13 protein-coding genes are annotated in these 17,709 nt (G+C 49.1%); 10 read left to right on the top strand and 3 right to left on the bottom strand.

All coding sequences use genetic code 11. The features are described 5' to 3' along the window. Nucleotides 1-21 precede the first annotated feature (21 nt). The 7 genes from lpxC (at nt 22) to P6910_RS16535 (ending at nt 10,482) form a co-directional block, all read left to right on the top strand. On the top strand, nt 22-936 hold the full coding sequence (lpxC, locus tag P6910_RS16565) for a UDP-3-O-acyl-N-acetylglucosamine deacetylase (RefSeq protein WP_317142380.1): 915 nt from the start codon (nt 22-24) through the stop codon (nt 934-936). 348 nt (nt 937-1,284) lie between these two features. Further along, nucleotides 1,285-2,220 (top strand): M23 family metallopeptidase, encoded by a 936-nt coding sequence (locus P6910_RS16560; RefSeq protein ID WP_317142379.1) that lies wholly within the window; start codon nt 1,285-1,287, stop codon nt 2,218-2,220. Between the two features lie 449 nt (nt 2,221-2,669). Next, complete coding sequence (secA, locus tag P6910_RS16555; protein ID WP_317142378.1) at nt 2,670-5,399, top strand: preprotein translocase subunit SecA; 2,730 nt, start codon at nt 2,670-2,672, stop codon at nt 5,397-5,399. A 136-nt stretch (nt 5,400-5,535) separates the two neighbouring features. Beyond that, nucleotides 5,536-6,813, top strand: a complete 1,278-nt coding sequence (gene aroA, locus P6910_RS16550) for a 3-phosphoshikimate 1-carboxyvinyltransferase (protein ID WP_317142377.1) — start codon at nt 5,536-5,538, stop codon at nt 6,811-6,813. A 181-nt stretch (nt 6,814-6,994) separates the two neighbouring features. Beyond that, on the top strand, nt 6,995-8,212 hold the full coding sequence (gene argJ / locus P6910_RS16545) for a bifunctional glutamate N-acetyltransferase/amino-acid acetyltransferase ArgJ (protein WP_317142376.1): 1,218 nt from the start codon (nt 6,995-6,997) through the stop codon (nt 8,210-8,212). Nucleotides 8,213-8,229: 17 nt separating this feature from the next. Continuing rightward, entirely contained in the window at nt 8,230-9,210 is a 981-nt protein-coding gene (locus tag P6910_RS16540; protein ID WP_317142375.1) for a Nudix family hydrolase, read from the top strand. 51 nt (nt 9,211-9,261) lie between these two features. After that, on the top strand, nt 9,262-10,482 hold the full coding sequence (locus P6910_RS16535) for a hypothetical protein (protein WP_317142374.1): 1,221 nt from the start codon (nt 9,262-9,264) through the stop codon (nt 10,480-10,482). Here P6910_RS16535 and yacG read toward each other — a convergent pair. Then, nucleotides 10,471-10,668, bottom strand: coding sequence for a DNA gyrase inhibitor YacG (gene yacG / locus P6910_RS16530; protein WP_317142373.1), 198 nt, complete (start codon nt 10,666-10,668; stop codon nt 10,471-10,473). The genes P6910_RS16535 and yacG overlap by 12 nt on opposite strands. Nucleotides 10,669-10,720: 52 nt before the next feature. Beyond that, nucleotides 10,721-11,641 (bottom strand): outer membrane protein assembly factor BamD, encoded by a 921-nt coding sequence (locus P6910_RS16525; protein ID WP_317142372.1) that lies wholly within the window; start codon nt 11,639-11,641, stop codon nt 10,721-10,723. A gap of 409 nt (nt 11,642-12,050) precedes the next feature. On the opposite strand from P6910_RS16525, the gene rluD reads away from it, so the two are divergent. Beyond that, entirely contained in the window at nt 12,051-13,007 is a 957-nt protein-coding gene (rluD, locus tag P6910_RS16520; protein WP_317146565.1) for a 23S rRNA pseudouridine(1911/1915/1917) synthase RluD, read from the top strand. Between the two features lie 64 nt (nt 13,008-13,071). Next, nucleotides 13,072-13,812, top strand: a complete 741-nt coding sequence (pgeF, locus tag P6910_RS16515; RefSeq protein ID WP_317142371.1) for a peptidoglycan editing factor PgeF — start codon at nt 13,072-13,074, stop codon at nt 13,810-13,812. A 256-nt stretch (nt 13,813-14,068) separates the two neighbouring features. Here pgeF and P6910_RS16510 read toward each other — a convergent pair whose 3' ends face one another. Further along, nucleotides 14,069-15,709, bottom strand: coding sequence for an alkaline phosphatase D family protein (locus P6910_RS16510; RefSeq protein ID WP_317142370.1), 1,641 nt, complete (start codon nt 15,707-15,709; stop codon nt 14,069-14,071). A gap of 213 nt (nt 15,710-15,922) precedes the next feature. Here P6910_RS16510 and P6910_RS16505 point away from each other — a divergent pair, with 213 nt between their 5' ends. Next, entirely contained in the window at nt 15,923-17,689 is a 1,767-nt protein-coding gene (locus P6910_RS16505) for an MOSC domain-containing protein (RefSeq protein WP_317142369.1), read from the top strand. Nucleotides 17,690-17,709: the final 20 nt, after the last annotated feature.

Raw genomic sequence — 17,709 nt, 5'->3', positions numbered from 1 at the left:
AGGTCGCGGAATAGCGTTATCATGATCAGACAGCGTACCCTGAAAAATATTATTCGAGCTACGGGAGTGGGGTTACATTCCGGTGAAAAAGTCTATTTGACTCTTAAGCCGGCTCCCGTCGATACCGGCATTATCTTCTGTCGCACGGATCTTGATCCTGTGGTGGAAATTGCTGCTCGTGCAGAAAATGTCGGAGAAACTACCCTTTGTACCTCTTTGCAGAAAGATGGTGTTCGGGTAGATACCGTTGAACATCTGCTTTCGGCAATGGCTGGTCTGGGTATCGACAATGCCTATGTCGAAGTGAGCGCCCATGAGGTTCCAATCATGGACGGTAGTGCGGGACCTTTTGTTTTTCTGATCCAGTCTGCTGGTATTCAGGAGCAGGAGGCGGCTAAGAAATTTATCCGTATCAAGAAAGAGGTGACCGTCACTGATGGCGAGAAAACAGCTACTTTCAAGCCTTATGACGGCTTCAAAGTCAGCTTCACTATCTATTTTGATCACCCTGTTTTCAAAGGTCGTTCACAGACCTCTGAGATTGATTTTTCCAGTACTTCTTTCGTAAAAGAAGTCAGCCGTGCCCGTACCTTCGGATTCATGCGTGACGTTGAGTATCTGCGTTCACAGAATCTCGCTTTGGGTGGCAGTGTTGACAACGTTGTAGTGGTTGATGACTACCGTATTCTGAACGAAGACGGTTTGCGCTACCATGATGAGCTGGTTAAACACAAGATTCTGGACGCCATCGGTGACCTGTATTTATTAGGTAATAGTCTGGTTGGCCAGTTCGTTGGCTACAAGTCCGGACATGAATTGAATAACAAGCTGGTTCGTTCTCTGCTGGAGAATGAAAAAGCTTGGGAAGTGGTGACATTTGAGGATACTGAAGTGGCACCGATTTCTTACCTTAAGCCGGCTGCGGTCACTGCTTAACTCATATGATCACTTTTCATTAAAGGTCGCAGAAGCGACCTTTTTTGAGATCTATGCTGGTTAAATGAGGCACCTGGTTTCTGAAGATTTACCTGAATCTGAAAATCATCAAGAGTGAAAAAAACAAGAATGTAGGAGAACGACAGTAAAGTGACTTTTCTGCCAGGGTCAAATATTACTGACATGGCTGTGTCAATTCTCCATGACTGAATAGCGCTATCCTGTCTCAAGACAGCTTATGGATATGACGCTCTGTCGCCTTTTGCATTGAAGCCCGGGTGATGAGCAGTGATTTCCATAATAATGAGTTAATAAGGTTTAATCATTGGGAGTACAGGGCTTCCTAGAATGAAAGTCATCGTTGTAAAGCAAGATCACTCTCGAACACAATCGTTCAGAGTCACAGGCAAGCGGCTGGCACTGGCTGTTTTTTCGACGGTTTCTCTCTGCATGATGCTGGGTGGAGGTATTGCCTATCTTTTCCTCAATTCGAAATCTGGCGTTGTCCTGACTGAAGAAGGTCTGCAAGAATGGCGGTCAGTACTCAGCGGACAGAGGAAAGAAGTTGAAAGTGTTCGTCTTGCTGCAGAGCGTCAAATAGATGCCCTGACCATTCGTCTGGCAGAGTTGCAGGGACGAATTACCCGACTGGATGCTGTTGGCGAGAGACTTACTATAGCCGCGAAACTGGATGATGGCGAGTTTTTCTTCGATGAAGTGCCGGCTATTGGCGGCCCGGAAGCGCTGCCTTCCAATGAATCTATCTATTCAAAGCCCCCACTTATTGATGCTATCGATCAACTTTCTGAGCAGATAGATAGCAGAGAACAGCAGTTTGATATTCTGACCAGCCTGGTCTCTAACAGGACCATGAGCAATGATGTCTTTGTGGCAGGGCTTCCTGTCAAGAAAGGTTGGCTTTCTTCTCGTTTTGGTCAGAGAGCAGATCCTTTTACCGGAAAGTTATCCTGGCATTCAGGTATTGATATGGCCGCTGTCAATGGTTCTGACATTATTGCTGTGGCTGCTGGTGTCGTGACCTGGTCAGGTGATCGCTCTGGCTATGGGCTCATGGTTGAGGTTAATCATGGTAATGGCTATGTGACACGATATGCCCACAATCATTCCAACAAAGTCAAGGTGGGCGACATCGTAACTCGTGGTCAGGTTATTGCTAAAGTAGGAAGCTCAGGTCGTTCAACAGGGCCGCATGTTCACTTTGAAGTGATTCGCAATGGTAAGCATGTGGATCCTCAGCGCTACATTTATCGGGCCAGCAAGTAGCTTTTCCTGATAAGAATAAAGCGCTCCTCATATTGCTGGCATTTCCGATCCTTTTTCATGACTTGTTTATTCAATGAATCACATTGTCTGATTATTCAGTGCATATCTTGTGAGTTGTCAGCGAAAAAGTAGCGCTCTTCCCTTGAAAGACTTCTTTCCAGTCCCTATATCCTTTACTGATGAGTATAAATGTCTGTAAGGTTTGGGTTTTTCTGCTTTTAATCCAGGTTGTTGGAAACGTCTGGCGTTGACGTCAGTCAATAAAAAACCATCTTAAGCTTTACGTTTATGGCTTATAAAGCATTAAGAGCCAGATTTATAGCTAATATGGATGAGACTTTTGTGTGATTGTCATAGAATATTTGGCTGTTCTTAAGCTTGTCTGCCCACCCGGGATTGTCGGCAAGAGAGAGGCAGCCCCGGAATCAGAGTGAGACTGTAACCAATCTATGTTAGCTTCGTTAGTCAAAAAAATTATCGGCAGCCGGAATGATCGCCAGCTGAAACGTATGGGCAAGCTGGTCAAACAGATCAATGCTCTGGAAGATCAACTATCTGGTCTCAATGATGAAGAGCTTAGGGGACGGACTCAGTCCCTCAAGGATCGCTATCAGCAAGGCGAAAATCTTGATGCCTTGCTGCCCGAGGCCTTTGCTGTCGTCAGAGAGGGTAGTAAACGCAGCATGGGCATGAGACATTTTGATGTTCAGCTGATCGGTGGCATCACTCTTCACGAAGGTCGCATCGCCGAGATGAGAACCGGTGAAGGTAAGACATTGATGGCGACACTGCCTGTGTACCTGAATGCCATCACAGGTAAGGGTGTTCATGTTGTTACCGTCAATGACTATCTTGCTCGTCGTGACGCCCAGTGGATGAGTGCTCTTTATGAGTTTCTTGGCCTGACAGTCGGAGTAGTCGTTCCCCAGCAGTCTCCTGAAGAGAAAAGGGCTGCTTATCAAGCTGACATTACCTACGGGACCAACAATGAGTTTGGCTTCGATTATCTTCGTGACAATATGGCGTTTCGCAAGGAAGATAAGTTTCAGCGTGAATTGCACTATGCTGTTGTCGACGAAGTGGACTCCATCCTGATTGATGAAGCTCGAACGCCACTCATTATTTCCGGTCCGGCGGAAGATTCCTCTGAACTTTACAAACAGATGAACAAACTGGCTCCTCAGCTGAAAAAACAGGAAGAAGAGCTTGAAGAAGGTGAGGAGCCAACCGGTCATTACCTGCTGGATGAAAAGACCCGTCAGGTTGAGCTGACCGAGATCGGCCATTTGTTTATCGAAGAGCAATTGCAGAAGCTGGGACTACTGCCTGAAGGAGAGAGTCTCTATTCTGCCCATAACCTGAATATGCTTCATCATGTGAATGCAGCATTGAAAGCGCATGTCCTGTTCATGCGTAATGTTGAGTATATTGTCGCCGATGGCGAAGTGCTGCTGGTTGATGAGCACACGGGAAGAACCATGCCGGGCCGTCGTCTCTCTGAAGGTCTGCACCAGGCACTGGAGGCTAAGGAAGGACTGAATATTCAGGCTGAGAGTCAGACCCTGGCCTCGACAACGTTCCAGAACTACTTCCGACTCTACGAAAAGCTTTCTGGTATGACCGGTACAGCGGATACAGAAGCTTTCGAGCTTCGTCAGATTTATGGTCTGGACGTTATTGTTGTCCCGACCCATAAACCAATGGTACGTAAAGATGGTAACGATCTGGTTTATCTGACCATCGAAGAAAAGTACGAAGCGATCATTGCTGATATCAAGGAAACCGTTCAGCAGGGGCGTCCTGTTCTGGTGGGTACTGCATCTATTGACGCTTCTGAACTCTTGTCCAATGCCTTGAATAAGGCCAAGATCCCTCACAATGTTCTTAACGCCAAATTCCACGAGAAAGAGGCTGAGATCATTGCCCAGGCGGGGCGTCCCGGTGCTATTACCATTGCTACCAACATGGCGGGTCGTGGTACTGATATTACCCTGGGTGGTAGCTGGGAAGCCGAGCTCTCCGCGGTTAAAAATCCAGATCAGCAGCAGGAAGACCAGATCAAGTCTGAATGGCGGAAGCGCCACACAGCAGTTCTGGAAGCCGGTGGTTTGCATATTATCGGTACTGAGCGTCATGAATCCCGCCGTATCGATAACCAGCTGCGTGGCCGATCCGGTCGTCAGGGGGACCCGGGTTCTTCACGTTTTTACCTGTCTCTGGAAGATAACCTGATGCGTATCTTTGCCTCTGACCGGGTGAAGAACTTTATGAAAGCACTGGGTATGGAAAAAGGTGAGGCTATCGAGCACCGAATGGTGACCAATGCGATTGAAAAAGCCCAGCGCAAGGTTGAGGGTCGTAACTTCGATATTCGAAAGCAGCTGCTGGAATATGATGACGTCGCCAATGATCAGCGCAGGGTGGTCTACAAACAGCGCGACGAGCTTCTGAATTCTGAAAACGTGCAATCCAGCATTGATAGCATGAGATCCGAAGTGGTCAACGATGTCATTTCCCAGCACATCCCACGCGAGAGTCTTGAAGAGCAGTGGGATGTGAAAGGGCTTGAACAGAAGCTTGGGGCTGAACTGGCTATCCATTTGCCGATCCAGAAGTGGCTGGACGAAGATGACAAGCTGGAAGAAGAAGGTCTGAGAGAGAAGATTCTGGCTGAGGTCATCTCCAGCTACAAGCAGAAAGAAGAGCTGGCGGGTGGTGAGTCCCTGAGGAACTTCGAGAAGCATATCCTGTTGCGTGTACTGGATGACAAGTGGAAAGAACACCTTGCGACCATGGATCACCTGCGTCAGGGCATCCACTTAAGAGGTTATGCCCAGAAGAACCCCAAGCAGGAATACAAACGTGAAGCCTTTGAGTTGTTCCAGGCCATGCTGGAAGATATCAAAACGGACACCATTCGTATCCTCTCTCATGTTCAGGTTCAGCAGGATGACAAAACCGAGGAAATGGAAGAGCAGCGTCGTCAGGAACTGATTCGTCGTATGCAGTTTCAGCATGAACAGGCGCATGTTATGGAAGATGATTCAGGAAAAGAAGGTGAACTGCCAGAAGGTGTAACCGAACCTTTCGTTCGAGAAAGTCGCAAAGTCGGCCGAAATGAACCCTGTCCCTGTGGCTCCGGCAAGAAGTATAAACAGTGTCACGGTAAAATTGTCTGATATTGACCCGTTATTTTAAAGAAAACAGGCCGCTTTGCGGCCTGTTTTCTTTTATGGGCTGTTTTAAACCGGCTGATTTATTGAGGCATTGGGGTATAATCAATGTTCACTATCATTCGGCCAGTTAAGAAGTCCAATGGAGCAACTTGTTTTAAAGCCCATCTCCCGCGTGCAAGGGGAAGTTTCTATTCCTGGCTCAAAAAGCCTGTCCAACCGTATCTTACTGCTTGCTGCAATGGCAGAAGGTACAACGACCATCACCAATCTTCTGGATAGCGATGACGTTCGCTATATGCTGAAGGCTCTGAAAGCGCTGGGTGTTCAGTATCAACTGTCAGATAATAATACAGTTTGTAAAGTCATCGGACTGGCTGGCCCGCTCGGTTCTGATGAAAGCCTGACTCTGTTTTTGGGAAATGCCGGCACTGCCATGAGGCCATTGACGGCAGCCTTGTGTCTGGGGGAAGGACAATACACTCTGACGGGTGAACCCCGAATGTATGAGCGACCTATCGGCGATCTGACTTCCTGTCTTGAGCAGGCCGGTGCAAACATCGAGTACCTGGGTGAGAAAAACTTTCCACCTTTGAAAATCCTGGGCTCGGGTCTGAAGGGAGGAGAAGTCAGCATCAGGGGAGATATCTCCAGTCAGTTCCTGACAGCAATGCTCATGGCAGCACCATTAGCATCAGATAAAACGGTCATCACGATTGAAGGTGAACTGGTTTCCAAACCCTATATCGATATCACTCTCTCCGTTATGGAGCGCTTTGGCGTTAATGTTCAGAATAATGAATACCAGAACTTTGTCGTAGAAGGGGGGCAGGCCTACCAATCCCCGGGTGAAATTATGGTAGAAGGAGATGCTTCCTCGGCTTCTTACTTCCTGGCAGCTGCGGCAATCGGAGGTAAGCTGAAGGTTCATGGAACCGGTAATGCCAGTGTGCAGGGCGATGCCCGGTTTGCTGAAGTACTCGAGCAAATGGGCGCTAAAGTCACTTGGAGTGACAACTGGATTGAGGTAGAAAAAGGTGAACTTAAGGGTGTGGATATTGATCTGAACCATATCCCTGATGCAGCCATGACCATTGCTACTACTGCTCTGTTTGCCAGGGGCCAGACGGCTATTCGAAATATTTACAACTGGCGGGTCAAAGAGACTGACCGGCTTTCAGCGATGGCAACCGAGCTTCGTAAAGTGGGAGCTGAAGTAGAAGAAGGTGAAGATTATATTGTGATTAATCCACCTGAGCAGATTCACTCTGCAGCCATAGATACCTATGATGATCACAGAATGGCCATGTGCTTTTCCCTGGCGGCATTCGGTGGCAGCGAAATTACCATCAATGATCCTGGTTGCACCTCAAAAACCTTCCCGACCTATTTTGAGATATTTGAAAAAATCGTTGGATAATTAATAACAAAATGCGAATGGTTAGCTATAACAGTATTTCGCATAGGGCCAGTTGAATTAATGCTCTCTGGCCTGATTCTCTGTGTCAGTTATCGTGATTATTCAGCACCGAGGGTGTTGCCGGGTTGAAGAGATAGTCTGGGCAGTGAATTGGAATGAAAAAAGAGGAGATGGAGAAACCATGGCAGTAGGATCAGGAAGCTGGCCGGACATGCATCCAGTGAAAGGCTTTCGTCTGGGGACAGCAGAGGCTGGTATCAGGAAGCAGGGTCGTAAGGATCTTGTGATTATGAACTGGGATCAGGGTGCTTCTGTTGCCGGTGTTTTCACTCTGAACCGTTTTTGTGCTGCTCCGGTCCATCTGGCCAAGCATCGCGTTAACCGTTTGCCTGAGTATTTTGTTATTAATACTGGCAATGCTAATGCGGGTACCGGTGAGCAGGGAATGGCCGATGCCACTGAGGTCTGTCGTGCACTGGCTGAATATGCCAGGGTGCAGGAAGATCAGGTGCTGCCTTTTTCAACCGGTGTGATTGGCGAGCCTCTCCCTGTTGGCAAAATTGTTTCTGGCCTGCCCACTGCTTTCTCGGATTTGAGTGAAGATGGCTGGCACAGGGCAGGAGAAGGTATCCTGACGACCGATACCCGCCCTAAAGGTGCCAGCCGACAGTTTGAAGTTGACGGTAAACAGTACACGGTGACGGGAATCAGCAAAGGCTCGGGCATGATCAAGCCGAATATGGCTACCATGCTGGCTTTTATGGCCACAGATGTCTCAGTAGATGAGGCTCTTTTACAAAAGCTTCTATCTGATGCTGTTAATTTGTCGTTCAATAGGATTTCGGTAGATGGTGATACCTCTACCAACGATTGTTGCATGCTGGTAGCCACGGGTAAGGCTGGGAATGAATCCATAATGCAGTCTCAGGAGCCTTTGTATCACGCTCTGAAAGAGGCTGTTGAAGAGGTGGCTATGACTCTCGCACAGGCCATTGTCAGAGATGGAGAAGGTGCTACCAAGTTTGTAACCATTCAGGTCGAACAGGCGAGCAGTGTCGTGGATGCCCTTGAAGTTGCTTATACCATTGCCCATTCTCCACTCGTCAAGACTGCTTTATTTGCCTGTGATCCGAACTGGGGCAGGATTCTTGCTGCGGTGGGAAGAGCTGAGATCGATGAGCTAAAGATTGATAAAGTTTCAATCTGGCTAGACGATGTTTGCATTGTGGAAGGTGGGGGTGTTGCCCGCTCGTACACCGAAGCGGAAGGTGAGCGTATAATGAATCAGGAAGAGATACTGATCCGTGTTCAGCTGGGGGCAGGTGATATCACGGAAACACTCTGGACTACCGATCTTTCCCATGAGTATGTTCGAATCAATGCTGAGTATCGAACTTGAAAACAGGGCAGTAGCTGATGTCTTCAGAAAATCAGGCGGGTGCCAGGAAGGTGGTGCATGTTGCGGTGGCAGTTATTCGCGGGGATGATGGACGAATTCTTATAGCGCGGCGACCGAATGATAAGCACATGGGTGGCTACTGGGAGTTTCCGGGTGGGAAAGTGGAAAAGGGAGAGTTTGTGACGACAGCCTTGAATCGTGAACTTAAGGAGGAACTGAATGTTGAGGCAGATCAGTTTCGAAAGTTGATTTCGATTCGGCACGATTACCCGGACAGATCTGTCTATCTCGATACCTGGTGGGCGAACGATATCAGGGGCCAGCCGCGTGGTAATGAGGGTCAGGAGATCCGATGGGTCGATCTGAAAGAGTTACCCGGGCTGAACTTTCCTCCGGCTAATACTCCCATCGTTTCGGCAGCTCTGTTGCCAAATCGCTATATGATTACCGGAAAGTTTGAAGTGGCTGCTGAACTTCTGGAAAAAGTGAGTTATCAGATTGAGGAGGGAGTAGAGCTGATACAGTTTCGGGCTCCATGGCTGGATAGAGCAACCTATCAGCATTTAGCCAGAGAGCTGCATCACCTTTGTCGGGAAACCGGAGCCAGTTTGCTTCTTAAAGGTGAGCCTGAACTACTGGCCAATGGTTGGTGTGACGGTATCCATCTTACCTCGAAACAGCTTCAGCAGGAGGGTGTTGAGTGGCGAAGTGCTTGTCGTTCTGGTCAGTGGCTGGCAGCTTCCTGTCATAATCAGGAACAAATTGACCGGGCGGTATCATTGGGTGTCGATTTTGTAACACTTTCTCCGGTTATGTCGACAGAGACGCATCCAGGCTGTGAAACCTTAGGAATGGAAAAAGCGGCAGAGTTGACAGAGCGTTGTCCATTGCCCGTGTTCTGGTTGGGGGGGATGCAGCTTGCTGATCAGGAGCAGTTGATAGAGCGGGGAGCCCAAGGACTGGCTGCCATAGGTGCTTTCTGGTCGCAAACTTATTGAGGTCGTGTACTAGTCTTAATTTAAGATGAAAGACTTCTTGCAGGGAAGCAAATGTCTCACCCTAGTATCGGACCTGGTGGCAACAAATCAACATCAGTTTTGCCCGCTGATTCAAGATTCCAATCCTCATCAACTTCTGGCCAGGACTCACTGGGTAGATCAATAGATTCACTGGGAAATCTGTCTGCTACCGAAGGGCTGGATCAGAAGGCCTCAATGCTGGGTCAGCGTCCTATTCAGGATCGGGCAGTTGCTTATTTCGAAGAGACCGGGCAGGCTGGCAGAAATATTCTTCCATCCATCAATGACAAGCCCTTCGGTGAATATTGGGAGGAGCTTCCCGGACAGGTTCACCGGGGAGTTGTTGATCACCGGTTGATGCGGATCAAAACAGATTCGAGAGGTGCCGTGAGGGAGTCAGATTCTCTTAAAGCTGGAAAAAAGGAAGAGTTCTGGCATGTCAAAACAATCGGGTATGAATCGGGTGCTGAGAAGTTTAAGCGGCTGCTGCAAAAAGTGATCTACCTGATCACTGGAAAATCTTACAAAGCCCATTTTTATAATGATCGACAAGTGTTGGCCCAAAGGGAGTGCCTTGCTGCCGAAGCCTACAAGCAAGCGATGGGTTACGGGCAAGAGTATATTCATCGCTACAGTCTGGATGAAAAAAATCAGGATCACTGCGTAGCATCTAAAGACCTGAAAGGCTTCTACCCAGGCAATACGTTCTTTCAACAAACATTATTCCCTTCTATTTGTCAGTTTACTGATGATCATAATCCGGTTACCAATCTTGTCATGAGGCGTTTTCTTCTGGGCGATCAGGACTATCTGAAACTTGATAATTACCTCTTCAAGCATGCCGAAGATGACGAGCTACTGACTGGCAAGTTAGTCAGTATTGATTTTGGTATGTCTTTTTATAATCGATTTTCCCTCCCCAGGAACTGTTCCATTGATGAATTTAGCCAGAAACTTTTACGTCCTTCAAAATTACACAGGTTTCAGTATCGAGGTAAGAAGACAGTATTGACAATGGTTGAGCAGATGCCGCCAGAGCAAGTGGGAAGATCGATAAAGTTAGCTTTGGAGAGAATTACCAGGCTGTCTGATCAGCAGTTGAGCGAGCTGGCTGAACATATGCATCAGCCAGTGCTTCGTGAGGCAATGTATGAAGTCCTCAAGTTCAAACGTTCTCAGGCAAAAGCCCTGTTGAACCAGAGACCCTGGCCTGTGAAATCAGGAGCTGGTGGGAGCTTTTCAGTGCTTTAAATGGTCATCAATGTCGCTGGACATCAGATCATCGAAAGCCGGGTTTCCGGGTATCGAACGCTCTTCATTCGCCCAGGCTCCAAGATCAATCAGCTTGCATCGTTGGGAGCAAAAGGGTCGAAACCTGTTTTCTTTCTTCCATTCTACTTCTTTGCCGCATTTCGGGCACTTCACAGTCGTTGGCATTGAATTACTAAACCAGAAGGTGGAGTGACTTCCTGCTGGAAGCCACAGGGAATTACTGTTTGTCCTTGGGAGGTTGGGGAGCAACCGGGGTCTGCGCTTTCTGCTTTTCAATACCTGAATCACCCAACAGGCCGAAGGTCACGGTGTAAAGCAGTGAGGGATCGACATCTCCGAAGGACTGATAGCCGATGAATTCGCCCTGCTCATTAAGGAGATTTGAATTAGGGAAATTCAGTTTTAACACCTCAAGGGTTTCATTCGCGGGCTCTATCAGGCCCAGTCGCTGATAACCTTCCACCATGATACCCAGTGCAGGTTCTACCGCCGGGGTCTTCTGCATATTTTCAACAACATACTTGCCACGGTTCACAGCCGCTACATAGGCTTTGCGTTTCATGTAGTAATTGGCTGCATGAATCTCATAGTCAGCCAGGCGATTTCTCAGGGCTACCATCCGCTGACGGGCATCTGGTGCGTATTTGCTGTCCGGGTAGCGCGTCAGCAATTCACGAAACTCATTAAAGGATTGGCGAGCCTGACCAGGATCACGCTTTGTGTTGTCCAATGGCAGGTAGCGCTCAATGAGACCCATGGAGGCCGTATTGGAGGCCAAGCCTTTCATATAATAGGCATAGTCTGCATTGGGGTGCTGTGGGTGCAGGCGAAGGAAACGATCCGCTGCAGCTCTGGCGGCTTCAGGCTCTACATTCATGAAATAGGCATAAACCAGGTCCAGCTGTGCCTGTTCTGCAAAAGAGCCGAAGGGGTAGCGTGACTCCAGTGTACGCAGATACTCCACAGCCTTTGTATAACTCTGATTATTCAGGGACTGGTTGGCCATCTGGTAGAGTTCGGCCTCAGTCAGGGATTCCGGAAGCGTCTTTTTTTCGGGGCTTGATGAGCATCCTGCCAGAACCACCGCAGCAAGGAACAGAAATATCAGGCGCGAATATGTGGTTTTGAGTATTGTCATGGTATTTACAGTTTCCGTACTCCGGCATGATTGTGAGGAAATAGGGTGTTACAGGCCTCCCCTGAACTTATAACAGGGAGGCAGGCTGATAAAGTTTTGAGCATAGCCCAGCCAGACCTAATGATGTGATAAACTACCCGCCTTTGATCAACTAATTTAAACACAGTCCGCTGTAAAACGAAAAGAAACCGGGTCTATTAATAATCATTCAGCTGCTTTCGGGAGGTTGGACACTTTTATTAACGCGTTCCGGTGCAGCATCTGACCTTCGGCGGCTAAGATTTTTTGTCCGGGAGCAGGGTCGGGAATAATGCCCGCCAGGAGGCTGACCGAGAATAACGCCAGTAGCAAGTACGGCAGTCTATTCTCGGTCAGCCTCCTGGGGCTCCTGTTACTTGAGAAGTGGTTAATGAGTGAGCAGATCAATCAGCAGGTCATCGTACCTGATGAACAGGGGAGCAAGAGACTGGACCAGGTTGCAGCCAGCTGCTTTCCGGACTTTTCCAGAGCACGCCTTCAGGAGTGGATCAAGAATGGCGATCTGCGCGTGGATGGCCAGAAGAAAAAGCCTAAAGACAAGCTGGTCGGTGGCGAGAAGCTGACTCTCAGCGTTGAAGTCGATAATGAAGAACGTTGGGAACCTGAAGATATTCCATTGAATATCATTTACGAAGATGATGCCATCCTGGTCATCAATAAACCGGTGGGACTGGTCGTTCATCCTGCGGCAGGAAACTACTCAGGTACCTTGTTGAATGGCTTGTTATTTCACTATCCGGAGATAGCCTCTGTGCCCAGGGCCGGAATCGTGCACCGTCTGGATAAAGATACTTCAGGACTGATGGTGGTAGCCAAAACTCTGGCCAGTCATACCGATCTGGTGGCTCAGCTTCAGGACCGAAGTGTCAGTCGAGAGTATGAAGCTGTGACTCAGGGTGTTATGACGGCAGGCGGAACGGTTAATGAGCCCATTGCCCGTCACCCGACTCATCGTCTTCGTATGGCGGTGGTGCCTGGTGGCAAAGCCTCTGTAACTCATTACCGGGTCCTGGAGAAGTTTAATGCTCATACTCATGTCCGCTGTAAACTGGAATCAGGCAGAACTCACCAGATCAGAGTGCATATGAGTTATATTCGCTTCCCGCTGGTAGGAGATGATCTGTATGCTGGCCGTTTGAGAATTCCCAAGGGATGTTCTCCTATTCTGGAAGAGACTCTGAGGGGCTTCAAACATCAGGCGCTTCATGCCAGAAAGCTGGGTCTTATGCACCCGGTGACGGATGATTACATGGAGTGGGAAGCGCCATTACCGGATGACTTTTCAGCGCTTTTGGAAGTATTAAAAGAAGACGTTAAAGAGTCCTGAGCAGGATTTCCTGTTTTAATGGTGAACTTATGTTCCCAGGGCGTTGCAATAGAGAGAACTGAACATGTCTGAAGATCGTTACCTGCTCCCGGACTGGCCTGCGCCGGAGGGTGTCAGGGCTTTTGTTACTCTCAGAACCGGCGGTTACAGTCAGGGAGCTTTCAGCAGCTTCAATCTGGGGCTGCGGTCTGGTGATGATCCTGATGTGGTAGCAAAAAACAGAGCGTTGCTCGGCGACAATTGTCACTGGCGGCATAGGCCGCAGTGGCTCAAACAGGTTCATGGTACTGATGTAGTAGCGGCCCAGCCGGATAACATAGAAAGAGAAGGTGATGCGGTTTGGACAGATAAGCAGGGGTTACCCTGTGCCGTCTTAACTGCGGATTGTCTTCCGGTTATTTTTTGCAATTCTTCCGGGACCCGTGTTGCCGTTTCGCACGCCGGTTGGAAAGGGCTTCAGGCAGGCGTGCTGGAAGCCACAGTTAAAGCTATGGGCGATGAACCTGGTCAGTTGATGGCCTGGTTGGGTCCCGCTATCAGTCAGTCTCATTTTGAAGTGGGACCTGAAGTTCGCGACGCTTTCCTGAATTCTGATCCACAAATGGAAACGGCTTTTATTCCCGGCCAGAGTGATCGCTGGTATGGGGATCTCTATGAACTGGCAAGGCTTCGGTTGCAGAAGTTGGGTGTAACACAAGTCAGTGGCGGTAATTTCTGTACCTATGAGGAAGATGACCGTTGGTTCTCTTACCGAAGGGATGGCGTTCAGTCCGGACGTTTAGCCACAATGGTCTGGATTGAATAAACAAACAGGAAGAGCCTTCAATAAGAGCTCTTCCTGTAATGGACTACTAGCAGCCTGTCGGACTTAAGACTGTCCTACACGGCAACTGCTCCTGCGTTGCTCTAGCTCCTGCATCCATGAAGTCGTGCGGTTGCAATAAATTGGTCTAAAAATCCCTGTTTCTTCGTCAAATAGCTCGCTATTCTCCTCAGAAACAGAGATTTTTATCCTCAATTTCTTGCAATCCTCGCTACGGACGCTTAAGTCCGACAGGCTGCTAGCTGTAATAGCGCTGCCTCAGTCCTTCAAATAAATTGGCCAGATCAGGCGCTGGAGCAGGTGACTCTCCGGAAACGCTTTCTGACCAGGATCTGTGGATATGATTGGCACCATCATTCTGCTTATACACTCTTTTCAGGTAGTGGTTGTAGTTTCTGCTGGCAACAGTGTCTACATGATACCAGTGGGCTTTCGTCCGACTATGAGTGATATCCAGCAACACATAGCCTTTCTCGCTCTGGTTGGTCCATTTAAGGTTCGGCAGAGCACCGTCCAGAGCCGCTGAGGCTATTTTGGCAAGACCCGTCTTTTCAGAAAATCCGGATGTGACTGCGGGGGTTCCAAATTCTCCACCCAGTGCGCCAAAACCTGAAATCCGTCCGTAGTGAGGGAAGCGTGGTTCAGGTGCCAGATCAAATGCCCATGAGCTGTGAGTATCGCCGGTCAGTACCATCAAGTTATTGATGCCCTGATTTTGAATATGATCAAACAGACGCTGTCGAGATGCCTGATAACCATCCCATTGATCCATTAGGATAGGAAGATCCGGATTGATAGTGAGCTGTGACATCATGACTTGCTGTCCCAGTGCCCGCCAGCGAACCCCTTCATTCATGGATTGACTTAAGCCACTATGCAGCCATTGTTCCTGATCCACTCCCAGCAGGCTTCTTGACGGATCTTTAGCGGCTTTGGCATTCAATGGCAGAACCTGCCGGTCTCTGCCAGTCAGTCGGGTATCCAGCATAAAGAGATCCATCAGGTCTCCAAAGCGGAATCTTCGATAAATGGTTCTTTGTCCAAACTGGTCAACAATGCCACTCTCTCTGATAGGCATCCACTCAAAGTAAGCCTGAATTGAATCGTTGCGGCGTGACTCCCAGGCACCTTCACCCAGGTTATGGTTTTGAGCTCCACCTTTCCATGAGTCATTGGCGGATTCATGGTCGTCCCAGACGCAGATGAAAGGATGCTGACGGTGAACCTCCTGCAAATCCGGATCGGCTCGATACTGGGCGTAGCGTTGTCGGTAGTCCTGAAGTACCGTTATTTCTTTCGCAGGAATTGGGCTCCGGCCAAGGCCATTGTTTGTCCCATAGCCACCAGGACCATACTCATAGATATAGTCTCCAAGATGGAGCACGGCATCCAAATCAGGTCTCCGGGCGATTTCCCGGTAGACGTTAAAGAAGCCCGCCGGGTAGTTGGAGCAGGAGCAGAATGCCAGTCGCAGACTGTTCAGGTGTCCTTCTGGCAAGGTCCGTGTTCTGGCCACCGGCGAGGGTTTTCCATTGGAAAAAAATCGGTAGTAGTAAACGGTGCCCGAGACCAGGCTGTCTGCATCAACTTTGACGGTATAGTCAACGTCTGGTCCGGTAACGCCTTCGCCGGAGCGGACTAGCTGGTTCATCTGCGGGTCAAGGGCCATTTCCCAGGAATAGGGAACGATGGCCTGTTGAAAGTCCGGGTCTGCATCGGGTGTGATCCGGGTCCAAAGGATCACTCTATCAGCCAGAGGATCGCCACTGGCTACCCCGTGCTGAAAAGGTTGGTGGCTGCTCGCAAACGTCTTGAGCAACGGCAATGTAGCAATCCCCAGGGCGGCTCCCTGAAAGAAACGTCTTCTTGTTATAGCCATATCCAATCCATGACAGGTGTTTTTTAAAATTGTCATGGCAGGATAAAAGCGCAATGTGTCAGTATGAAGAAGGTTTGTTGACAAAGCCTGAGAAAGGGCAAAAATCAATGGGTTGTTAATCAAAAACCAAAGCCGTTGATCTGATCTGTTGTCGAATGTCTGTTTCGAGTGATTCATGGCTTACGAGATTTCGAAGCAGGGCTGGCTTAAAAAATGAAACTTACTGCGATCTGCATTGGTAAAACAAAGCGTCATAACATACGTGGCCACGATGTCACAACGGCTTACCTTAAGTCTGAAGTGCAGGGTCCGGTAAAGATTCATGCCAGCGGTATTAAGGGCAATGAGGTGGCTGTTCATAACGATCACATCTACGCCGTTTCATCAACCACTTATGATTACTGGAAGGATCGTCTGGGTGGTAGTGATGAAGATTGGCCGAAGGGTCGTTTTGCCGAAAACCTTATCATAGACGGACTGGACGAGGTCGCTCTGGCAGTAGGTGATGTCTTGCGCATTGGCGATGAAGTGGTGCTCTCCGTGTCCGGACCTCGTATTCCATGTTTCAAAGTGTGCTGGCGGTTGGGGCAGCCAGACAGCTTTATTCCGGAGTTTGCCATCTCAGGCCACAGTGGCATTTACCTGAATGTTGTTAAAACAGGCACCATAATTCCTGGTGATCACGTTCAGGTCGAAGCCAAATCAGAGCCACGCACTCTGGTGCTGAACATATCTAAAGCGCTCTTTGCGGACACCGCCAGTTTGGATCAGATGCAGGCGATGTCAGAACTTGAAGGCCTGAGTCCGATGTCTACTTTTTTCCTGACGTCAAAAATCGCTGCGGAGCGGGAGCGGGCGCAGTTATCGAAAGGTCGCTGGTCAGGCTCTCGGGCATTGAGGGTTAAAGGCATTCGTCAGGAGACGGCAGACACAAAATCTGTCTGGCTTGAAGCTCCGGATGGAACAGCGCCATTGGCGGGGGCGCTGGCAGGCCAGTTTCTGGCCGTGAAGATTCCGCTGGCAAAAGGGGAAATCACCCGACTCTGGAGCCTTAGTGACTATCAGGATGGCCCTGATCACTACCGCATAACGATTAAACGATCGCCCAGCGGGCCCGGAAGTGCCTACATGCACGAGACTCTGGCGGTTGGAGACAGTTTGCGCGTGTCTTCTCCTCTGGGTCAGTTTACCCTTGCACGTGGCAATCCAAAACCTGTCGTTTTGTTTGCGGGCGGGATTGGGTTGACTCCTCTTCTGGCCATGCTGAAAGCACACACTTCTGTCAAAAACTACCCACCCGTATTTTTCTTTCACGCTGTTCAGGATGGCCTTCATCAGGCGCACCGGGACGAGTTGGATCAGCTTGGGGCGCTCCCGGATGTTACCGTTATTCATATTTTTTCGCGGCCCAACGAAAACGACATTTCTTCTGGCCGTTTCGATTATCAGGGTTATGTAACGAAGGAAATCATTGCGGGGAAGCTCGATGGGCTACACATCATGGATGGAGACAAACGGATCGATATGCCACCCTGTGAATTGCTGTATTTTCTCTGTGGTCCACAAGCTTTTCAAACTCATATTCGAGAATCCCTGCTGGCACTCGAAGCCAACGCTCATCAGATCTATACCGAAAGCTTTGGAACAGAGCCGGGAGCACCACCTCCAGCCATAGTGGAAACTGCTGAGGTCACTTTCTTACCCGATGGGGTTGTTGCGAAGTGGGATGCAGGTTCCAATCTTTCGATGTTGGAACTGGCTGAGGTTTACGGGCTGACACCGCCAAACGCCTGTCGAATGGGTGTATGCCACACTTGCACCTCCCGGCTGGTAGCAGGTCGTACTTACTACGACCGCGAGATTGCCATTGCACCTCCTGAAGGTGACTTCCTGCTGTGCTGTTCAAGACCCGGGACTGAAAAAGTCACAGTCACGCTGCCTGTAAACACAGACAATGGTTATGATCCTGTTGAAGACTGATGGCAACCTGTCTCGACGTC

The organism is Endozoicomonas sp. 8E, from assembly GCF_032883915.1.
Taxonomy (GTDB): Bacteria; Pseudomonadota; Gammaproteobacteria; order Pseudomonadales; family Endozoicomonadaceae; genus Endozoicomonas_A.
Note: the sequence above shows the minus strand (reverse complement) of the source record. Positions and strands in the feature narration are given on the sequence as shown.